Raw genomic sequence first — 19604 nt, 5'->3', positions numbered from 1 at the left:
CCAAAGGACAAGGGAGTGCTAGTCGTGGCGCAAATCTGGTGGAATCGGCAAATAAGCGTCTTCTGGGCGCGTCGGCCGACGGCCTCGCCCTTTTTTGTATTGCTTGAGCTGGAAAACATACGCCAGCACCTGTGCAACCGCCGTAAATAAACCATCTGGAATTTGTTGCTCAAGCTCTGTGCTAAAGTACAGTGCTCGCGCTAACGGCGGTGCAGGGACAATCGCTACATCATGCTCAGCGGCAATCTCACGAATTTTCAATGCCGTGAAGTCAGAGCCTTTTGCCACCACCACAGGTGCACTATCCATGTCACTGTTATACCGAAGTGCAACCGAGTAGTGCTCGGGGTTAGTCACGACAACATCGGCTTGTGGCACTTCTGCCATCATTCGTCGTTGCGCCATTTCACGCTGCAACATGCGAATTCGACCTTTGACTTCAGGGCGACCTTCGGTTTCTTTGTACTCGTCCTTCACTTCTTGTTTGGTCATTTTTAGTTGCTCATTGTGCTGCCATATCTGAAACGGCACATCAATCGCAACCACAATCAACAGTGAGCAACATACCAACAACACGAAGTTAAGCAGAATATCCATCGCGTGATAGAGGTTTTGCGGGAAGGTTTCAATCGTCAGTTCGAAGAAGTCTTGTAGATTGATATACACCAAATAACTTGCCACGCCCCCAACCAGCAAGACTTTAAGAATCGATTTTAATAGCTCAACCAAGCCTTGGGTGCCAAACATACGCTTCACCCCAGCGATGGGGCTCATTTTGGATAACTTAGGGCGCGCCGCTTCCCACGAGAAGCTGATCCCACCAAGGCCTGCCGACCCCGCGAGGCCGGAAAAAAACAGCAGCAACAGCACCAGTCCAAGCGGGAGGATAAGGTGTAATAGCTCGCCGACCACCACCAGCATTAACTCTGAGGTATCAAAGACTTCTGCGCGCGACAACGTAAAAAGCCGCTTCATGAGCGCCATTAACGCTTCCCCGAGCGATTGCCCAAACCACATCAAGCTCACCGCCCCTAATATCAGGACTGCGACGGATGCCAGTTCTCTTGAGCGCGGTACTTGGCCTTTCTCCCGCGCCTGCTCCCGCCTTCGGGGTGTGGCGTCTTCTGTTCTTTCTTGGCCGTCACTCTCTGCCATCAGTTGGGCTCACAGTTAATGCGAATCAAAGAGCAAACTTGGTTAAGCCCAGTCTGCCAGTGGTTATCGTAATGCGTCAAAATACCGAACAGTAAATACCAACTGATCAGCAAGCCCATCAACAATGCAAATGCAAAGCCAAGAGAGAAAATGTTCAGTTGGGGAGCGGCGCGCGTCATGACCCCGAACGACAAGTTGACAATCAAGAGCGCGATAATGCCCGCCAATGACATGCTTAACGCGACCTGAAACATAATACCGAACCAATCCGCGAGGCTGCGGTAATCAGCCGCACCAATCATCTCGCCAATGGGAAGCGTTTTGAAACTCATGACCACCAAATTAAGCATCTGCAAATGCCCATCGGTGGCAAGAAAGAGCATGACTGCCAAGAATAAATAGAATTGCCCTAGCAAGGGGGTATTTTGACCATTGGCCGGGTCCACCATAGAGGCGAAACCTAAACTGGATTGCATACCGAGGATTTGCCCCAACACCACAAAGGTTTGCGTAATAAATTGCGTGACCATCCCCATGGCAACGCCAATCACGATTTGCTGTGCCAACACCACAAACCCCGCAAAGGACACTAATTCAATCTCTTCTGGCACCGCTGGGAGTGCTGGCATCACCGCAAAGGTAATCGCCAGCGACAGATATAAGCGAATGCGCACTGGCACAAAGCGCGCGCCGAAGAACGTCATCGCCATCATCATCGAGGAGATGCGAGTGAACGGCCAAAAGTAATTGGCCATCCACGACAAAATAACAGAGGCGGGATATTCCATGCCGTCGCCCTAGTAAAGCAGGGTCGGGATCTCTTCCACCAAGCGGTAGAAGTACTCCATCAACATACGCGTCATCCAATGGCCGAAAAACATCAGGGCCACAAAAGTGGCGATCAAACGCGGTAAAAAGCTCAGTGTTTGCTCGTTGATTGATGTTGCCGCTTGGAAAATCGCCACAATCAAGCCAACCAACAATCCGGGTACCACAATCGCTGACACCAGCAGTAGCACCAAATACAAGGCATCTTGAAATAATTCAACAAACGCTTCCGGGGCCATCATTGCCTCCTTTAGCCAAAACTACCCGCTAAGGTAGAAAGAATGAGGTTCCACCCATCAACCAAGACAAACAGCATTAGCTTAAATGGCAAGGAGACGATCATCGGCGAAAGCATCATCATACCCATTGCCATCAAGACAGATGCCACCACCAAATCAATCACCAAAAACGGCAAAAATAGCATAAAGCCAATTTGGAAAGCCGTTTTCAGCTCTGAAGTCACAAACGCAGGGATGAGTACCGTCATCGGGACTTGCTCTGGCTCACTGACTTGCGCACCCGACATGTTGACAAAGGTCTCAAGATCTTTGACGCGTGTCTGTCGCAACATAAACTCGCGTAACGGTACTTGCACACGGTCAAATGCGTCTCGCGCCGTTATTTGCTCATTGATGTAGGGTTGAATGGCGTCCGTGTTCATGCGATCGATCACCGGTGACATAATAAACAGTGTCAAGAACAAAGCGATCCCGATGATGACTTGGTTTGACGGTGTTTGCTGAAGTCCCATTGCCTGCCGCAAAATCGCCATCACCACCACAATTCGGGTGAATGAGGTCATCAAAATCACGATGGCGGGCAAAAACCCCAGCGCGGTCATCAGAGCAAGGATCTGCAATGTCACCGAGTAGTCTTCACTGCCATCAGGATTGACGCGCATCGTCACGGCAGGGATCCCGCCTCCGGTGTTGCGACTTGTCTGCAGTCGCACTGCCTCACCGGCCTCATCAATCGATTCGGTGGTAATGGTTTCTTGTGCTGGCGTTGCTTCTTGTTGGGCAAACGTGGTAGGTGAAAACAGTGACACCCACACAAAAAGCCAAGCCGCAAGTAACGTTTTGATAGTCATTTTCGATTCAACAGTTGGCCGAGTTGCTCAGCAAATCTCGTATTCGGTGCTGGCGCATTTGACGACGTCGGCATGGGCGAATCCAGCGCTTTTAGCAACCGAATATTGGTGGCTGTCACGCCGATCACAAGCTGCTCGCCATTAATATCGACCACTAAAATACGCTCTTTTTGCCCAACGGCCAGTTGGCTGATGATACGAATGCCATTGGCTTGCCCAGCCAATCCAGGCAGCTTTAATCGTCTCAACAACCACGCCAGCGCAAAAATAAGCGCAAGCACCAATGTCAGTGATACCAACATGGTCGCGATACTAATATCAGGCGCCGCGGCCCATACAGGCAGCGGCGCAAACAACAAGCCTCCCAAAAGCCGACGCATGATTTTCCTTATCGTAACTTCTTAATTCGCTCAGTCTGGCTGATCACATCCGTCAACCGAATACCAAATTTATCGTTCACCACAACCACTTCGCCATGCGCAATTAAGGTGCCATTCACCAGCACATCAAGCGATTCCCCTGCCAATCGATCCAGCTCGACCACAGAGCCTTGGTTTAATTGCAGCAAATTACGAATGTTTATTTGTGTGCGCCCGACTTCCATCGATATGGTCACAGGGATATCGAGAATGGCATCCAGCTTGCGTTGCTCTTCTGGGCCAATTTTCTGTTCACTGTCGTCCGTCAGCTCTTCTAATGGTGCCGCTTGCACTTCATCAGAGCCTTCCACTTCTGACTGTTCGGCCAGGGCGGCAGCCCAATCATCATCTACATCATTTTGATCCATGACGTCTCACCCCTGTTTACTGGTTTTGATTACTGGTATCACTGCCACCTTTACCATCAATTGGTAAATCTTCTTCTAAGTCGTCAAGCAATTCCGGCTTGTCGTGAAGCAGTGAAATATCTGATTTAGCCATATCTGGCCGTTTCAATTTTTCAACGATTTTGAGTGCTAGCTTATCGTTAGATTGACCCATTTTGGCACGATAGGTCGGTAAATCTTCAATAAAGACAGTACACGCGTCTGGCATATCGACAGGGATCACGTCCCCCTTTTGCAACTCCATCAAATCGCGTAATGACAGCGTGGTATCTAACAGCTTGGCGCTGAGCTCGACATTAACGTCCAAGATTTCATCGCGTAATGCTTTACTCCAGCGTACATCCGTGTCCATTTTGTCACTTTGGACACCCGCATCTAGCAACTCGCGAATCGGCTCTAGCATGGAGTACGGCATAACCATGTGGCAATCACCACCGCCGCCGTCAAGCTCGATATGGAACGAGCTCACCACAATCACTTCTGTAGGGCTAACAATGTTGGCCATCGCCGGGTTTACCTCTGAGTCGAGGTATTCAAAGGCCACTTCCATCACCGGCGCCCACGCGTCTTTATAATCTTCAAACACGAGCTTGAGCAGCATTTGGATCACGCGTCGCTCGGTCGGAGTAAATTCACGCCCTTCAATCCGAGCATGAAAACGCCCGTCGCCACCAAAGAAGTTTTCCACCAAGATGAAGACTAATCGTGCTTCCATGGTGATAAGCCCGGTCCCTTTTAATGGCCGGAAACGCACCATGTTTAAGCTCGTCGGGACATAGAGCGTGTTTTGGTACTCGCCAAATTTCATCATCTGCACGCCGTTGATCGATACTTCGGCGGTTTTACGCAGCATGTTAAACAAACTAATGCGCATGTGACGCGCAAAGCGCTCATTGATAAGTTCAAGCGTCGGCATGCGACCGCGCACAATGCGGTCTTGCGAAGAGAAATCAAACTGAACCGCACCGCCTTCGCCGGCTTCGGGCTCGTTATCATCATCTTCGACGTCATCAACACCGTGAAGGAGCGCATCAATTTCGTCTTGGCTGAGTAGGTCGGTCACGTCATCACCTATTGCATCACAAAACCAGTAAACAGGACCCGTTCTACCACAGGTTCACCGGTTACTTTAATCAAGGCCGCACGCACATTCTCGGCCGCTTGCCGCCTCACTTCGAGTTGGCCTTGCGGTGTACGCAATTGCTCGGCGGTTGCTGCCCCAAAGGTATTCAGCAGCGCGTGCTCCACCAAAGGTAAATTTTCTTTGGCAAGCGCTTCCATTTCATTGCCCCGTACCAGCAGCTGAGCCTTTACTTGAACGAGACGTTGCTGCTCGTCGCCCGTCACATTGAACACAAACGGGCGCGGTAAGGTGACATAAATCGCTGGCAGTGACATCGCTTGCTCTTCAAGCACAATATCGTCTTGGCTGTCATCTCCCCCAGATAAGAAGAAAAACGCTGCACCACCGACCACTAACAGCAGTAAAACAGCTGCAGCGATAATGATGATCAGCTTTTTCTTTCCACCTTCAGGCGCTTCTGGATTGTTATCATCGGCCATCGTTATTCGTGCTCCTCATCTTTACACCCACATCAAGCGTAATAGTCAACTGCTCTATCGCTGTGTGAAACCTGTATGGTTTGGCTGGTTAACACCTCGTCAACACCGTCATCGAGCCCCGACATCCCGGATGCGGCCCCACTCGATTGACCTGCGCCGCTATGTTGCTGCTGACCCGATGCCATTTGTTGGGCACCACTGTCTTGCTGTTGGACCGAGCCTTGGGCTAATTGTAGCCCTTGCTGCTGTAACATTTCACGCAAACGCGGCATCGCTTGTTCAACGAGATCGCGTGCTTGATGGTTCGCGACGGTAATGTGCACAGTCGCTTGGTCATTGTTGATACCTAGCTTAATTTGCATCCGGCCTAATTCAGGTGGATCAAGGCGAATATCAACCTGTTTCAAATTTTTCGACAGCATTACATTCACGCGTTCGCTGAGTGCCGCGCCCGCGTCTGCTGGTGTTTGTCCCATGGGTAAGGGGGCTTGAGCATTTTGTGCCGCTTGCATATCTTGACGCGCGGTATGTGCTTGCGCCGATGGTGTCCCTAAGCTATTCGCTAACTGCTGCATCAGTGTATCGGAGCGTGTCGATCCACTGCCATCCACTCCCGCTGCTTTATCCGCGTTTGCCGCCTTCTCAGTCATGGCTTTTAGTGCAGCTTTACTCAACCCTGCCGCTTGCGCCTGCTGACTGGCTAGCGCATTCGCGCCCGCCTGCCCTAATTGGGCGGTCAATGGTGAAGAGGATTTACTGTTACTCTCCCCATCACCGGTATGCAGCTGATAAGTCGCTTGATTAGCTTGACGCTGCTTGTCCAGATTGTCTGCCGAACGCGCAGCCAACGCTGCGGCGACGTCTTTAGCAACAACCGACTCTTTACCCATTTTTTCAGTTTCATCCGCGCCGGCTTTGGCCTCGGCCCAAGGGATCGATGCCGACGCGAGCTTCATCGCTTTATCTGGCTGTGCAGATGCCATTCCTTGTTCATCACTGCTGAGACTGGTCCCGCTACGCGCCTGTTGATTAGCTCTCACTTGCGCTACCAGTGCTGCCAACTGATCGGGCGACAATTGCGCCAGCGCCTGTTCTGGATCGACATCATCAGGAAGCTGCCGTGACAACGTCTCTAATAATGCTTCTCGTGAGACTTTTTGTGCTTGGGCATGCTCATGCACCTGTTCTTGCAATGATGCTAACGCTTTGTCGTTCAGCGCTTTGTCATTTAACGCCTCTTTGTCGGCCTCTGTCATGTTGTCATCATTGGCCATTAATTCACTACCCGCTTTGATAGGCAAATCTTTGCCATTCAGCGTCGCGGCAGCTTGATTTAGGCGTGCAAGCAGTGCTTCCCCTTCCTCCATCGCGGTCATATCGGCAATTTGGGCCATTTCTGCTTCACTGAACATACCATCGGCCAGCATTGCCTCGGCATCGATCATTTGGCCATCAACCAGTAAGGTTTTGCCATCCGCCATCAACTCAACGGGCAACTCGCCCTCCGCGCCATCTTGCTGAAGCGTTTGGCGTAATGTCGCTAAAAAGCCCGCTTCTGGCGACGCCTTAGCTTGTCCAGCTAAAGGCTGTCCCTCGCTTGGCGTTGGCGCGATGTTGGCAGATAGATTAGAAAGCGTCAGGTTAGACTGCGTCATAGGTCTCTCATCATTACCGTGTAAACTACCTGTTCGCGAGGCGAATACTCGCTCGTCGTGGTAATGACAAAGCAATTATCGCGCCATTATGAGATTAAGAGAAGGGGGAAGGACGACGGCGAGCAATAATCGCTGCCATTTCATCCATTTGGCGCTGCTCTTGATAGCGTTCTCGCTCCGCTTGCTCACGTTCACGCTTTTCAATTAGCCACTCTATCGATTGCCGATACTGCCGCGCTTGATGCCAGGTTTGTTGGCAGTTATCGAGATGCTCTTTAAACTGATGTTCAGCATCTCGCTGTTTTGCCAAGGTTTCATCCAGCTGGACAATGAATTTGTTTAAGTGGCCAAATGCACTGGCCGATAAACCTTGCTGGCCGCGATCACTCATTTGCCGACAATACTCCAAGCGGTACTGCTCGATTTGCTCCAGCTGACGATAGTAATTATCCAAAGATTGCTGCGCCGCGACAACGGCAAGCTGCGCCTGCTTTTCATCTTCTTGGGCTTTATCCAACAGCAGTGTCAGTGCATGATCAGCCATCGATTACCCCTGCAAGGTTGAGCGTAACATGTTGACGCACATATCATAGGGAACCACTTCTTTCATACCTTGCTGCAAATACTCATCCAATCGCGGCTTAATACTAAATGCTTGGTCAACCGCTGCATCTGAGCCTGGCTTGTACGCGCCGATCGAGACCAAGTCTTGATTTTTTCGGCAAACGGACAACACTTGCCGCACCGCTTTAGACATCAGGATTTGCTCTTCACTGGTGATGTTTGGCATCACTCGGCTGACCGAACGCTCAACATCAATCGCAGGATAATGCCCACTGTCAGCTAACTCGCGCGATAACACGATATGCCCGTCAAGAATGGCGCGGGCTGCATCTGCAATCGGATCTTGTAAGTCATCACCCTCAGTGAGTACAGTGAAAAACGCTGTAATCGAACCTTGCCCAACCGCGCCATTACCGGCACGTTCAACCAACGAAGGCAAACGCGCAAAAACCGACGGCGGATACCCTTTGGTAGCCGGTGGCTCGCCAACCGATAAAGCGATTTCACGCTGCGCTTGCGCAAAGCGGGTCAGAGAATCCATTAGCAAGAGCACATCGAGCCCTAGATCGCGAAAGTATTCGGCAATGGTCAACGCAGTTTGGCACCCTTTTAGGCGCATCAGTGGTGACGCATCGGCAGGGGCTGCAACCACCACGGCGCGTGCGCGTCCTTCCTCACCGAGAATATCGTCAATAAACTCTTTGACTTCACGACCACGCTCACCAATGAGCCCCACCACAACCACTTGTGCGGTCGTGCCGCGTGTCATCATGCCAAGCGTCACGGACTTACCCACCCCCGAGCCTGCAAACAAGCCGATGCGTTGCCCTTTCCCGACGGTTAAAAGGCCATTAATCGCCTTAATACCCACATCCAAGGGTTCACGAATCGGCTGGCGCGCCAAGGGGTTGATTGGCGTCCCTTCTAAGCTAGCACGCTTATCGGTATAGATATCGCCCTTTCCATCCAAAGGGTTGCCCATGCCGTCGATCACTCGGCCGAGTAATTCCATCCCCACCGCCAAATGGCCTCGCTCTGCAAGCGGTGTCACACGTGCACCAGGAAGCACACCAGACACTTGCTCATTGGGCATCAGATAAAGTAGCTCACCGGCAAAACCAACCACTTCGGCCTCAATGGTGCCATTAAGGGTATCGACCGAGCAGACAGAGCCAATCGGCGCGCGACAGCCAATGGCCTCGAGTGTCAATCCCACCATACGGACCAATTTCCCCGATGCGACGGGTTTGGGGGCGAGATTATCAACTTGCCAGTGCTTGAGTCGCTCTGCCAATGCACTCATGACTCACCTTTGTCCTGATCCACGGATTCGTTTTGCTCAGCCGACGGTGCTTGCTCATCCTGTGAGCTAGCTTGAGCGTCTAGCTCTGACGACGCATGCTCTTGCGGTGCGTCCGCCTCCTGTTGCGTGTGATCACGCATGGTTTGATCACGCATGGTTTGCTCAGATCCTGTCACAGGATCCGTATGTTGGTGCGCAGCGTCCGACGGGCGCGCTTGGTTTTTACCATGAAACTCGCGCAACAAGGTGTCGACACGCTCGGCAAGACGGTAATCCACCACCGAGTCTTTCGCTTTTACGTGCACATCGCCACGAGACAGTGCTGGCTCGGATTGTAATGTCCAATCGCGCGCGGCAAGGGTATCTGGCCCGTATGCATCACTGACTACCGCGTGATCATCTGGGTGTAGGGATACAGTAACGGGGTGATCAGCAATCGGCAGTGCCTCGATGGCGGCGCGTAAGGTTTGTAAGATCACGTGCGGATTGGTCTGCACTTCGACGCCAATCAGAGATTTGGTCAACGCTTGCACCATCAATAGCAACTGCTGCTCGACATCTTTGTTGACCTTTTCGAGCGGGTGCGTAAGCTGATTTAAAATTCTATCTAGATGCTGGCAGCGCTCCTCTATTAGCGCTTGCCCAGCGGCGAAGCCTTCGTCAAAGCCTGCTTTTTTACCTTCTTCGTGGCCTTTCTCGCGTCCCTCTTCAAGGCCCGCTTCTAAACCCTCACGATGGCCAATCTGCTTGCCCTCTTCATGGCCCTCGTCGTAGCCTTGCTGGCGAATCGCTTCGAGCGCGTCCGCGGTTAAAGGTTCAGGCGCCAGCTCCGACTCTTCGGGCTCCGGTTCGGGCTCCGGCTCCCAACTCGGGTCATAGTTGAGTGCGGTTTCTTTGGGTAAAGACTGCTTGTCGCCGTAAGGAGGCAGTTCCCATCGATCAATGGTTTCAGTCTGTGCTTCGTCTGCACGAATGTAGCCACGACGCTTATCTAGGCTCATGATTTACCTCTGATACGTGAATGGCCTAAACGAACTCGTCGCCGCCACCACCCGTAAGCATGATTTCACCCGCATCCGCGAGACGGCGCGCGATAGACAGGATCTCTTTCTGAGCCCCTTCTACATCTGAGACACGGATCGGTCCCATGGCTTCGATATCGTCTTGCAGCATTTCTGCCGCACGTTTAGACATGTTGCGGTAGATTTTCTCACGTAGATTATCTTCCGCACCTTTAAGCGCTTTTTGCAAGACTTCTTGCGGCACGTCACGCAGCATGGTTTGAATACCGCGATCGTCGACATCGATAAGGTTGTCGAATACGAACATCAGATCTTGGATTTGCGAGGCCATCTCTTCGTCTTGATCGCGAATCGAGTCCATCAACACGCCTTCAATACTGTTGTCCATATAGTTCATGATCTCAGCTGCTGCCTTCAAGCCACCAATTTTGGCAGCTTGCGCCCCCGCTTGGCCAGCGAACTGTTTCTCCATGATTTCATTCAACTCGTGCAATGCAGCAGGCTGAACTTCTTCGAGGTTGGCAATCCGCATCATCAGATCTAACCGGTCACGTTCAACAAACTGTGAGAGGATCTCTGCGGAATGCTCGGGGTCGAGATACGAAAGTACAATGGTCTGTATCTGCGGGTGCTCGTTGATAATGATGCTCGCCACTTGACGCGGATCCATCCACTTGAGTGAATCCAAGCCTTTCGAGCCACTGCCAAGCAAAATCTGATCGACCAAGTTGTTGGCTTTGTCCTCACCCAACGCAGCCACCAGTGCATTACGGACAAAGTCTTCACTGCCCATCCCGATTGAGGTGTATTTTTGGATTTCCTCGAGAAAGGCGCGGTGAACAGCGGCCACTTTATCAGAGTTAAGGTCAGTCATTGAGGTCATGGCCGCACCGACGCGTTGCACCTGCTTTGGCTCAAGGTGGCGAATAATACTCGCCGCATCTTGCTCACTCAGGCTCAACAACAAAATTGCTGCCTTTTCAATGCCACTCAACGAGTTGACATCAAAGCTGGTACCCGGTTGCTCTTCACCGCCGGTTGTCGCGACTTCATTTGCCATCTTGCATTACCCAGTTCTTCACAGCTTGTGCGGCAAGGTCTGGCTCGTTCGCCACCAATGCCCGCACCGCTTTCAACAAGTCTTCATCTTTGTGTAAGTTTGGCAAGGACACATCCGATGAAGACATCGCAAAGTTACTTGAGCCATCAAGCTCCGAGCCAATCAGGCCAATGTCATCACCGTCAGGAGAGATGGGTAAGCCATCGGGCCCCAAGATCTCGCCATTGGGTCCGACGGTATTGCCATCTTCGTCGAGCGCTGGGTACAACAGCTTTTTCATGGCTGGGCGGATAAGCACCAAGATAACCACGATAATTACCAATGCCGCCGCCATCCAGCGCACCCAGTCGTTGAAGTTTGGATGCTCCCAAATTGGTACATCCATCGCCATATCTTGTTCAGGCTCAACAAAGGGCACAGCGATGACTTCAATCACGTCCCCACGCGCTTCACTGAAACCGACACCACCCATCAACAAACGACGAATTTTTGCGAGTTCATCATCGGTCAGTGGCGTTTTCACCACATCACCGGTTTCCGGATCCACACTTTGCTTAAAGTTGACCGCGACCGAGACGGTTTGGCGGTCAATAATGCCAGACTGTGCACGACGGTGGCGGATGGTGGTGTCCAATTCAAAGTTTCGCGTGGCTTCACGACTGACCGAGCCCGTGTCTCCTGCGCCACCATTTTTCAAATCTTGAACGTCTTCAGGAATCGATGCATCCGCCGGTGGCTGATTACTTAACGCCCCCGGGATCCCTGCGACCATATCACTACTATTGTAGTCTTCACGGGTGTATTCACTGCGCGTGGCGGGCGTATTGGGATTAAATTGCTTTTGGGTTTCTTCTAGCGAACTAAAGTCCATCGACACATCGACTTGCGAGGTGTAGTTACCCAAACCCAATACAGGGATGAGAATAGAATCGATTTTGTCGCGTAACTGGCGCTCTTGCTTACGCTCAAGCTCATATTCTTTGCGGCGTGCCGCCGTGGCAGGATCTTCACTTCCCGAATTCAACAAACGCCCATGCTGATCGGTTACCGTTACGCGGGTCGGTTTCAAGGATGGAACAGCAGAGGCAACCATATCGACAATCGAGTCTACCTCTTCTTGTCCGAGTGTGTTCGCGCCGCCAAGCGTAAGAAATACGGTCGCTGAGGCTTCTTGATTGTGGCGCACAAATACGCTTTGCTTTGGCATCGCCAGCAGCACTCGCGCTTTGCGGACATGACGAACTTCTTCAATCGCGGCGGCAAGTTGACGTTCGCGGCTCAGTTTTAAGCGCTCACGCTCAAGCTGTTGCGAGACGCCAAACCCCATGTCATTCAGAAGAATATCATCGCCTTCAGCGGTCGCGGTGTTTAATCCTGCCCGAGTCAGCCCCAAACGAATCGATGAGTATTCATCCGCGGGGACACGAATCGTATTGCCATCTAACTGATAATTAATCTTTTCTTGATCGAGGTGGTCAAGTACCGGGATTAGCTCCTCGGTTTCATACGAGCCCAGTGGACGCATTTCGGGTTCTTGAACCCAGAAAAACAGCATCATAATCAACGCGACGCAGATAGCGACCGCTAACACGAGGATCATCTGACGTACCATGTCCAAGTCGCCGAATAGCGAGTCAGACTTGGCAGACTGCTCTAACGCATCCGGGTCTTGTACGTCTTGATCCATCTCTGGCCCAAGCTCCGTGGAGGGCAATGCTGCCGCTCCTTCGGAGACTGCCAGATCGGTGTTTTGATTCTCTTCAGCCACTGGTTAATTCCTACATTACACTGGCATATTCATCAGTTCTTTGTACGCTTCAACCAGCTTGTTGCGGGTTTGAACCGTTGCATCGAATGCCACACTCGACTTATTACGTGCGATCATCACATCCGACAAACTGACACTGCGGTCGCCTTCATCAAAGCGCGTGGCAAGTTCACCCGATGTTTTTTGTAATCCGTTAACATGGTTGATCGCGCTGGCCAGCATATCGCCAAATTCTTGGCTCACTTGTTGGCCCGTCGCAGGTTGCGACACGTTTTTCGCGGCCACCGCCATGGCTTGCATCTCTTGGGTCAGGGCATTGGCTTTCATCGTCGATCCTTACTGTGTCAATTTTTTGTCAACTTGGTCAGATTTTCTCCGCCATGACAGCTAACTTGCAACTTTGAGGCCACGTTGGCAAAGGCCTCACATCCTAGGGCGTTAGCTTGGAATTTCAATCCCAGCATCACGCATTTTGGCTAATTTATAACGCAATGTTCGCGGGCTGATCCCTAACCGCTCAGCCACTTCTTTGCGGCGTCCTTCACAGGCACGAATAGTATCTAGAATGATAGCAAACTCTTGATCCCGCAGCTCATTCCCCAATCCAGCACTACCGTTTATCGTTGGATCGGAAAAGGATGCCGCTGGCGTTGCAACCGATGGTGCCACCGGCTGGCTATCCATCACTCGATGCTGTAAGCCAGAGGCATCATGCCAATCATGGCCCTCTAGCAAAATATCACTCGCTTGAATGCAGGCATTGCTCGCCAGAATCAGAGCGCGCTGCATCACGTTGTCGAGCTCACGGACGTTGCCGGGCCATGGATAGTGGAGGAGCTTCTGCTCTGCATCTTGACTTAATGTAGGGCACGGCATGCCTTGTTTTTGACAGTGGCGTGACAACAAATGACTCGCCAGTGGGATAATATCACCGGGCCTGTCTGTGAGCGCAGGCCAGGTAATAGGAAAGACGTTTAACCGATAATACAGATCTTCTCGGAAATGCCCTTCGGCCACATACTCTTTGAGATCGCGGTTACTGGTGGCAAGTACGCGAACATCCAATTGAATGCTTTTACGGCCCCCTAAGCGTTCAACTTCACGCTCTTGAAGTACCCGCAATAACTTAGCTTGGAGACCCAAGTCCATTTCGCTAATTTCATCCAGCAAAATGGTGCCACCTTGAGCTTGCTCAAATTTCCCTGGGCAAGCTTGTACGGCGCCAGTAAATGCACCTTTCTCGTAACCAAACAGTGTCGCTTCCAGCATGTTTTCTGGAATGGCCGCGCAGTTAATCGCGACAAAAGGCGCCGCCACGCGCACAGAATGATCGTGGATATATCGCGCCATCACTTCTTTACCCGAGCCTGACGGCCCTAAGATCATCACATTGGCATCGGTCGCGGCCACTTTGTCGGCCAACGCCATCAATGCGACACTTTTAGGATCCGCGACAATGGCGTCCGAGCTGTCTGCTTTAACCGGAGCATAACGGCTGACCATGTTGAGTAGCACTTCAGGCGCGAACGGCTTGGCCATATAGTCAATCGCCCCTTCTTTCATCGCGGCCACTGCATCTTCAATGTTGGCGTAGGCTGTCATCAATAACACCGGTAAATTCGGGGTGTTATTTTTGATGGTTCGCAGCAAAGCGAGCCCGTCCATTCCGGCCATTTGAACATCGGAAACGACAATATCGACCGCCTCTGATTTTAAGGTCAGCAAGGCTTGCTCGGCACTATCAGCCTCGATCCAGTGATATCCGGCAAGGGCAAGCGTATCGACGAGGGCCTCACGCAAACCTTCGTCATCTTCGACGATCAGGACAGTTGTTTGGCTCATTGTGTTTCTCCTACGCTATCACTGCTTTTTGCAGCAGGGGTGTCTGCCAACGGCAAGCACAGTGTAAAACAAGCGCCTTGACCCGGCTCTGACTGCAGCGTCAAGGTGCCTTTGTGGGCATGGCAAACCATTTGAACAACGGCAAGCCCTAAGCCCGTCCCTTGCTGACGGGTGGTAAAAAAGGGCTCTAACACTTTCGCCTGAAGCTCAGGTGCGATACCTGGGCCATTATCGGCAACCGACAACAAGAGATTGCTTTCATGCGTGCGCGCATCAACCACGACTTGGCACGCCTTTCCCGCAACCTGAATAGCATTTACCACTAAGTTACTTAGTGCGCTCGCTAAGGCATTCACATTTCCCAGCAAGGTCACGCTTTCGTCATCACTATTGATGGCAAAATCAACATTCTTTCCTTGAACGACCGCGTCCACCATAGGCTCAAACTCATTAAAAAGCTGCTCAACCGTAAACCGGTCAACCACTTTGTTATCGCCCCCTTTAGCGAATAACAGCATGTCATTCACTTGCTTTTCGAGATCGTGCAGCCTATCAAGCAATTTCAACTGGAAACGCTGTCGGGTGGCTTCATTCAGATTGGGTGCACCTAAATTCGCCGCATACAACATGGCGCTGGATAACGGTGTTCGCACCTGATGTGCCAAGGAAGCCACCATTTTCCCTAAGGATGAAAGCCGCTGCAGATCACTGACCCGTGATTGCAGCAAGCGCGTCTCTGTCATATCGGTAATCAAGATCAGTTGACCAGAATCTGATGCCGATATGGCAAGCTTTACTCGGCGGCCATCTTTTAGCGATACTTCATGCCCATCATCATCACGCGGAGAGAAGGCGCGTTGGATCACGTCAAACCAACGTTCTTGCGTGAGTGGTTCACCCAACAAGCGACGAGCCTCTGGATTGGCTTCTGCCACTCGGCCGTTTGAATCAAGCAAGATCACACCAGCAGGCATGACATCCAATACTTGTTTATAACGCGTAACTTGTTGGTCCACTGATCCCAGTGGCGACGATTGGCTTTCCATCTCGGCAATACACGATTTGATAAAGGTTTTATCCAATTAAGCAGGGATTATGCCATAAAAATAGCTATTTATATCATGCAATTAGAAACAAAAAAGCGAAGTCATTTTTTTGACTCCGCTTTTTTGACACACGGTCGGTTTAAATCAATTCTTCTTTATTTAGCCCATATTTCCGCATCTTTTCGACTAGCGTCGTCCTTCGCATACTCAGCATGTCTGCCGCGCGAGCGACCACGCCTGATTGCGCCTCCAAAGCTTGTCGAATCAGATCAACTTCGTAATCCGCCAGCATTTCTTTTAGGTTAACGCCTTCCGGCGGCAGCACGACCGCGCCTGGACTATCGTGAAAGCCTGGCATCTCATCCATCATAGGATCATCTTCGGGCTCACTAAACATCGCTGTTAAGGCATCACGTTCAGCCACAGCGGTTTCTTCCACCGAATACGCTTCCGGCTGAAATTCTGGAATATCACTATAACGATATTTAGCAGGAAGGTGGTTGACGTCAACAAGCTGTCCCGGATACAAAATCGCAAGACGTTCAATGAGGTTGGCGAGCTCACGCACGTTACCAGGCCACTCATGCTCCATGAGCGAATTGATCGCGCGTGGTGAGAGGTGCACACGGCTGCTTCCTTCACTATCGAGACGCGACATCAGTTCGTGTATCAGCATTGGGATGTCGTCAAGACGCTCTCGAAGCGGCGGCATTTCGATCGGAAACACGTTTAAGCGATAGTAAAGATCTTCGCGAAAATCGCCCTCTTCAATCATTTGCTCAAGCTGGCGGTGTGTGGCCGCAACCACTCTGACATCCGCGCGAATACTCTTATTTCCCCCGACTCGCTCAAAGGTGCGCTCTTGTAACACCCTTAGCAGCTTAACTTGCATCGGCATGAGCATATCGCCAATTTCGTCAAGAAATAAGGTTCCGCCCTCGGCCAACTCAAAGCGTCCTTTACGGGCGGAAATCGCCCCCGTAAACGCACCTTTTTCGTGACCAAATAGCTCGCTTTCTAAAAGCTCAGCTGGGATGGCACCACAGTTAACCGGCACAAAAGGACCGGATGCTCGTGAGGAAGCATGATGAATGTGTCGAGCGACCACTTCTTTACCGGTACCCGACTCACCCAGAATCAATACATTCGCTTCAGTGGCAGCCACTTGGTCTACCAAACGACGGACTTGCCCCATCGCCTCACTCTTACCGACCATGTTGTGAAAGGCGGTATTGTCACCGCTAAGCTGCGGAATGCTAAATGCCTGTTTTCCTGCAAACTCTCGACAGTGGTGAAGCGCGTCAAATAATTGCGGGTAGTTAAGGGGGAGACCCAGTTCACCGACATAGTTTGGCAGTCCTGAAAGCTCACGGTCGTGGCGACGTATCGCGATAACAGGAACATGATGATAGGTAGCAAGCTGCTCAAGTACCTTTTCAAGCAAGGCAGAAGAGCGGACGTGGCCAAGAAAACATGCGCCCCAGTTTTGCTCCCAAAGTGCGTCACTGACATCTGCTGTCGAGTGAAGCGCGTAACGCTCGCCAATAAAGTCGAGTATCACGCCGAGATCGTGACGAAACTGGTCATCGTCATCGATAACAAGGATTTTTGCTAAATCTTGCATGTGTGAGATACGTCTGCCCTGATAGATATATTATTGTTGTCACGTGCCAAAAAGCCGCAACAAACTCAATTTTAATCAAGACATTGTAATAGAGAACGCGCATAAGGCAACCGGAGACACAGTAAACCTGTGACTCCAGTGCCATGTCAGTCTTTTGGTAGGCTGTTTAGCTGGTCGCTTGGGTCAGATTATGGTATTCGGACGGAATTTGGTCCCACGCCGATTTTATCTCACGTAAAATCTCAATCACATCGTCGATGGGTTCCGGTTTATTTTCCAAATTCGCCTCACTGACTTGGCGAATCATAAAGTCATAAAGCGCATCCAGGTTGTTGGCAATTTCGCCTCCATCATCCATTGATAGACAAGCGCGGAGATTAATAATGATATCCAACGCTTTACCTAACCGCTCACCTTTGACGGATAAGTCGCCTTGTGCCATGGCGGCCTTGCCCTGAATCAAGCGTTCAATCGCACCGGCCATCAACATCTGTATGACCTTATGAGGCGACGCGGCGCTTAATTGACTGTCAACAGAGACCTTTTTATAGGCCTGTAGTGAGCCTCTCATAGTCTTCCTCACCTATTGAAATTTCTTATACAGCTGCACAGATTGCTTACCCTTGCGCTGCTGCAACAACGTCTTGGCAGCATCAGCTCTTTCATTATCGAGTGCTTGAACCAGCTGTTCGGTTCTTGATAATGCCTTTGCCCATGCTTGACCATCAGGCTGCTCCGAAGACGCTGCAATCTGGTCGAGTAATGCCTTTCTATCATGCAATTGCTGAGCCAGTTTTTCGGGATCAGCATCACGTTCGGCTAGTGAATGCGCAATCGCCTCATCAATCGCTTCTAATTGCTGAAGCCAGTGTGTCATTTCACTCGTCATCATGCTGGCATGATGTTTTGCATTGCTTGAAGCTGTGAGCGCATTTGCGCTGTCGCTTCTTCCATGGCAGAGAAGCGTTTCATGGTCCGCGCCTCAAGGTTTTCCATCCGTCTATCTAGCTCCTGCTGCTCATCGCGTAAGCGCAGCTTCTGATCAGACAAGGTATTCTCACGGTTACTGATGGCGCCACCTGCCCCGGTAAAGCCATTCACGACCTCTTCCAGCTGGCGAGCAAAGCCTTTGTTTCCACCAAAGAAACCTTCTAAAGCGTTAAAATTTTGACGAAGCTGTCTATCTAACACCTTGCTATCAATTTCTAACCGCCCATCCATCGTGGTCGTTACACCCAGCTCGCTGAGTGTCTTCATCCCTTCTGGTGCTTGTTCAATGGGCGATGAAAACAAGTTCCGTAAGCGACTTGTGGCCGTACGGATTACACTTTCTCCGACTAATGGCCCACCTTGCTGTGTCTCGGGATCGTATTTACCCACGGCTTGTGCCACACGGAAAAAGGCGTTGTAGTTATCAACAAAGCTTTCCAGCGTGGAGCGTACCGACTCACGATCATGCTCAACAGACAAGGTAATGGGTGACGCCCCAGCTTGACTGACGTCAAGTGACACCCCTTCAATCGCATTGGTAAAGGTGTTGGTTTCACTGGAGACAGATGCAATACCATCAATCATAATCTGCGCATCTTGCGCAGCTTGCATTTGCGTCAAGCCATTGCCAGCTTGACCGACTTTAAATCCCAGTTGATGCAGGGCGCTCCCCATTTGAGCATCAACGTTCACTGCAATCTGATTGCCCGCCCCCGTCTTAGTGCCGTTTAGAACCAATCTTGCACCACTGTCATCTTGGATCAGTGACGCTTGCACACCGGGGTTGGTTGGGTCGCTATTAATCGCACGGACAACGTCGGTTAAACTATTTTTACCTTGCGGGATATCAATGATGCTTGTCCGGTTGCCCATGGTAATGGTGAGCTTACCAGTACCGAGTGGTGCATCAGAATCCATGCCAGCAGAAACGAGCTTATGCGTGCTCGCTAGCTGCTGAACATTAATTTGGTATTTTCCGGGAATCGCATCAGGACTCGCTGATGCACTTAAAGCGTCAGAATTACTGACTGAGGCAGTCCTTGCCGCATAAGACTCGTTGCGACGAAAGTCATACATTTGACTTTTGAGTTTATCGAGAGATTCTTTTAAGCGGCCAAACGCACTGATGTCAGTTTCGACATCATTCATGCGTTTGACGATTCGCTCTTGTTTGGGTGCACGCTCAGCATCCACGATCTTAGTGACCATGGCATTGATATCGATACCGCTACCCATGCCTGCTGCGTTTACACCCATGACGATTCTCT

21 protein-coding genes are annotated in these 19604 nt (G+C 51.1%); all 21 read right to left on the bottom strand.

Annotation, left to right across the window (positions count from 1 at the left end):
• Window positions 1–18: 18 nt before the first annotated feature.
• The 21 genes from flhB to fliD all read right to left on the bottom strand — a co-directional run bounded on the left by flhB (window position 19) and on the right by fliD (window position 19593).
• Complete coding sequence (flhB, locus tag E8E00_RS03125) at window positions 19–1155, bottom strand: flagellar biosynthesis protein FlhB (RefSeq protein ID WP_077455503.1); 1137 nt, start codon at window positions 1153–1155, stop codon at window positions 19–21.
• Window positions 1155–1943, bottom strand: a complete 789-nt coding sequence (gene fliR / locus E8E00_RS03120) for a flagellar biosynthetic protein FliR (protein ID WP_077455504.1) — start codon at window positions 1941–1943, stop codon at window positions 1155–1157. The genes flhB and fliR overlap by 1 nt, the downstream gene beginning before the upstream one ends.
• Window positions 1944–1952: 9 nt before the next feature.
• Window positions 1953–2222, bottom strand: a complete 270-nt coding sequence (fliQ, locus tag E8E00_RS03115; RefSeq protein WP_069587148.1) for a flagellar biosynthesis protein FliQ — start codon at window positions 2220–2222, stop codon at window positions 1953–1955.
• 11 nt (window positions 2223–2233) lie between these two features.
• Window positions 2234–3073 carry a flagellar type III secretion system pore protein FliP gene (gene fliP / locus E8E00_RS03110; protein WP_096629582.1) on the bottom strand — a complete coding sequence of 280 codons (840 nt, stop codon included), beginning with the start codon at window positions 3071–3073 and terminating at the stop codon, window positions 2234–2236.
• Window positions 3070–3453, bottom strand: a complete 384-nt coding sequence (fliO, locus tag E8E00_RS03105) for a flagellar biosynthetic protein FliO (RefSeq protein ID WP_069587146.1) — start codon at window positions 3451–3453, stop codon at window positions 3070–3072. Before fliO ends, fliP begins: the two co-directional genes overlap by 4 nt.
• Window positions 3454–3461: 8 nt before the next feature.
• Window positions 3462–3860, bottom strand: a complete 399-nt coding sequence (gene fliN, locus E8E00_RS03100; protein WP_069587145.1) for a flagellar motor switch protein FliN — start codon at window positions 3858–3860, stop codon at window positions 3462–3464.
• A 16-nt stretch (window positions 3861–3876) separates the two neighbouring features.
• On the bottom strand, window positions 3877–4962 hold the full coding sequence (gene fliM, locus E8E00_RS03095; protein ID WP_069587144.1) for a flagellar motor switch protein FliM: 1086 nt from the start codon (window positions 4960–4962) through the stop codon (window positions 3877–3879).
• Window positions 4963–4970: 8 nt separating this feature from the next.
• Entirely contained in the window at window positions 4971–5462 is a 492-nt protein-coding gene (gene fliL / locus E8E00_RS03090) for a flagellar basal body-associated protein FliL (protein WP_077639659.1), read from the bottom strand.
• A gap of 32 nt (window positions 5463–5494) precedes the next feature.
• Entirely contained in the window at window positions 5495–7117 is a 1623-nt protein-coding gene (locus tag E8E00_RS03085) for a flagellar hook-length control protein FliK (protein ID WP_096629585.1), read from the bottom strand.
• A 94-nt stretch (window positions 7118–7211) separates the two neighbouring features.
• A complete protein-coding gene (gene fliJ, locus E8E00_RS03080) occupies window positions 7212–7661 on the bottom strand; it encodes a flagellar export protein FliJ (protein ID WP_069587140.1) in 450 nt (149 codons plus the stop codon).
• A 3-nt stretch (window positions 7662–7664) separates the two neighbouring features.
• Entirely contained in the window at window positions 7665–8984 is a 1320-nt protein-coding gene (gene fliI / locus E8E00_RS03075) for a flagellar protein export ATPase FliI (RefSeq protein ID WP_069587139.1), read from the bottom strand.
• Complete coding sequence (fliH, locus tag E8E00_RS03070) at window positions 8981–9985, bottom strand: flagellar assembly protein FliH (RefSeq protein WP_096629588.1); 1005 nt, start codon at window positions 9983–9985, stop codon at window positions 8981–8983. The genes fliI and fliH overlap by 4 nt, the downstream gene beginning before the upstream one ends.
• Before the next feature lie 25 nt (window positions 9986–10010).
• Window positions 10011–11066, bottom strand: coding sequence for a flagellar motor switch protein FliG (gene fliG / locus E8E00_RS03065; protein WP_069587136.1), 1056 nt, complete (start codon window positions 11064–11066; stop codon window positions 10011–10013).
• Window positions 11056–12834, bottom strand: coding sequence for a flagellar basal-body MS-ring/collar protein FliF (gene fliF, locus E8E00_RS03060; RefSeq protein WP_096629591.1), 1779 nt, complete (start codon window positions 12832–12834; stop codon window positions 11056–11058). The genes fliG and fliF overlap by 11 nt, the downstream gene beginning before the upstream one ends.
• Window positions 12835–12849: 15 nt before the next feature.
• Window positions 12850–13161 carry a flagellar hook-basal body complex protein FliE gene (fliE, locus tag E8E00_RS03055; RefSeq protein ID WP_069587134.1) on the bottom strand — a complete coding sequence of 104 codons (312 nt, stop codon included), beginning with the start codon at window positions 13159–13161 and terminating at the stop codon, window positions 12850–12852.
• Between the two features lie 111 nt (window positions 13162–13272).
• The gene (locus E8E00_RS03050; RefSeq protein WP_096629594.1) at window positions 13273–14676 is read right to left on the bottom strand and encodes a sigma-54 dependent transcriptional regulator; all 1404 of its coding nucleotides are present in this window, start codon (window positions 14674–14676) and stop codon (window positions 13273–13275) included.
• On the bottom strand, window positions 14673–15722 hold the full coding sequence (locus tag E8E00_RS03045; RefSeq protein ID WP_077455547.1) for a PAS domain-containing sensor histidine kinase: 1050 nt from the start codon (window positions 15720–15722) through the stop codon (window positions 14673–14675). Before E8E00_RS03045 ends, E8E00_RS03050 begins: the two co-directional genes overlap by 4 nt.
• A 139-nt stretch (window positions 15723–15861) precedes the next feature.
• Window positions 15862–17346, bottom strand: coding sequence for a sigma-54 dependent transcriptional regulator (locus E8E00_RS03040; RefSeq protein ID WP_096629597.1), 1485 nt, complete (start codon window positions 17344–17346; stop codon window positions 15862–15864).
• A gap of 166 nt (window positions 17347–17512) precedes the next feature.
• Window positions 17513–17917 (bottom strand): flagellar export chaperone FliS, encoded by a 405-nt coding sequence (gene fliS / locus E8E00_RS03035; protein ID WP_069589317.1) that lies wholly within the window; start codon window positions 17915–17917, stop codon window positions 17513–17515.
• A gap of 12 nt (window positions 17918–17929) precedes the next feature.
• Window positions 17930–18223: a hypothetical protein gene (locus tag E8E00_RS03030; RefSeq protein ID WP_131825260.1), complete on the bottom strand. Its 294-nt coding sequence runs from the start codon at window positions 18221–18223 to the stop codon at window positions 17930–17932.
• An 11-nt stretch (window positions 18224–18234) separates the two neighbouring features.
• Entirely contained in the window at window positions 18235–19593 is a 1359-nt protein-coding gene (fliD, locus tag E8E00_RS03025; RefSeq protein ID WP_096629600.1) for a flagellar filament capping protein FliD, read from the bottom strand.
• Window positions 19594–19604 lie beyond the last annotated feature (11 nt).

Origin of the sequence: Salinivibrio sp. YCSC6, from assembly GCF_004916735.1 — a bacterium.
Taxonomy (GTDB): domain Bacteria; phylum Pseudomonadota; class Gammaproteobacteria; order Enterobacterales; family Vibrionaceae; genus Salinivibrio; species Salinivibrio proteolyticus.
This window is presented reverse-complemented; position numbering and strand designations above follow the sequence as displayed.

Excerpts from the sequence above, each read along its gene's own strand:
- flhB (WP_077455503.1), bottom strand. The coding sequence starts at position 1,155 with ATGGCAGAGAGTGACGGCCAAGAAAGAACAGAAGACGCCACACCCCGA.
- fliR (WP_077455504.1), bottom strand. The coding sequence starts at position 1,943 with ATGGAATATCCCGCCTCTGTTATTTTGTCGTGGATGGCCAATTACTTT.
- fliQ (WP_069587148.1), bottom strand. The coding sequence starts at position 2,222 with ATGGCCCCGGAAGCGTTTGTTGAATTATTTCAAGATGCCTTGTATTTG.
- fliP (WP_096629582.1), bottom strand. The coding sequence starts at position 3,073 with ATGACTATCAAAACGTTACTTGCGGCTTGGCTTTTTGTGTGGGTGTCA.
- fliO (WP_069587146.1), bottom strand. The coding sequence starts at position 3,453 with ATGCGTCGGCTTTTGGGAGGCTTGTTGTTTGCGCCGCTGCCTGTATGG.
- fliN (WP_069587145.1), bottom strand. The coding sequence starts at position 3,860 with ATGGATCAAAATGATGTAGATGATGATTGGGCTGCCGCCCTGGCCGAA.
- fliL (WP_077639659.1), bottom strand. The coding sequence starts at position 5,462 with ATGGCCGATGATAACAATCCAGAAGCGCCTGAAGGTGGAAAGAAAAAG.
- E8E00_RS03085 (WP_096629585.1), bottom strand. The coding sequence starts at position 7,117 with ATGACGCAGTCTAACCTGACGCTTTCTAATCTATCTGCCAACATCGCG.
- fliJ (WP_069587140.1), bottom strand. The coding sequence starts at position 7,661 with ATGGCTGATCATGCACTGACACTGCTGTTGGATAAAGCCCAAGAAGAT.
- fliI (WP_069587139.1), bottom strand. The coding sequence starts at position 8,984 with ATGAGTGCATTGGCAGAGCGACTCAAGCACTGGCAAGTTGATAATCTC.
- fliH (WP_096629588.1), bottom strand. The coding sequence starts at position 9,985 with ATGAGCCTAGATAAGCGTCGTGGCTACATTCGTGCAGACGAAGCACAG.
- fliG (WP_069587136.1), bottom strand. The coding sequence starts at position 11,066 with ATGGCAAATGAAGTCGCGACAACCGGCGGTGAAGAGCAACCGGGTACC.
- fliE (WP_069587134.1), bottom strand. The coding sequence starts at position 13,161 with ATGAAAGCCAATGCCCTGACCCAAGAGATGCAAGCCATGGCGGTGGCC.
- E8E00_RS03050 (WP_096629594.1), bottom strand. The coding sequence starts at position 14,676 with ATGAGCCAAACAACTGTCCTGATCGTCGAAGATGACGAAGGTTTGCGT.
- E8E00_RS03045 (WP_077455547.1), bottom strand. The coding sequence starts at position 15,722 with ATGGAAAGCCAATCGTCGCCACTGGGATCAGTGGACCAACAAGTTACG.
- E8E00_RS03040 (WP_096629597.1), bottom strand. The coding sequence starts at position 17,346 with ATGCAAGATTTAGCAAAAATCCTTGTTATCGATGACGATGACCAGTTT.
- fliS (WP_069589317.1), bottom strand. The coding sequence starts at position 17,917 with ATGAGAGGCTCACTACAGGCCTATAAAAAGGTCTCTGTTGACAGTCAA.
- E8E00_RS03030 (WP_131825260.1), bottom strand. The coding sequence starts at position 18,223 with ATGACACACTGGCTTCAGCAATTAGAAGCGATTGATGAGGCGATTGCG.
- fliD (WP_096629600.1), bottom strand. The coding sequence starts at position 19,593 with ATGGGTGTAAACGCAGCAGGCATGGGTAGCGGTATCGATATCAATGCC.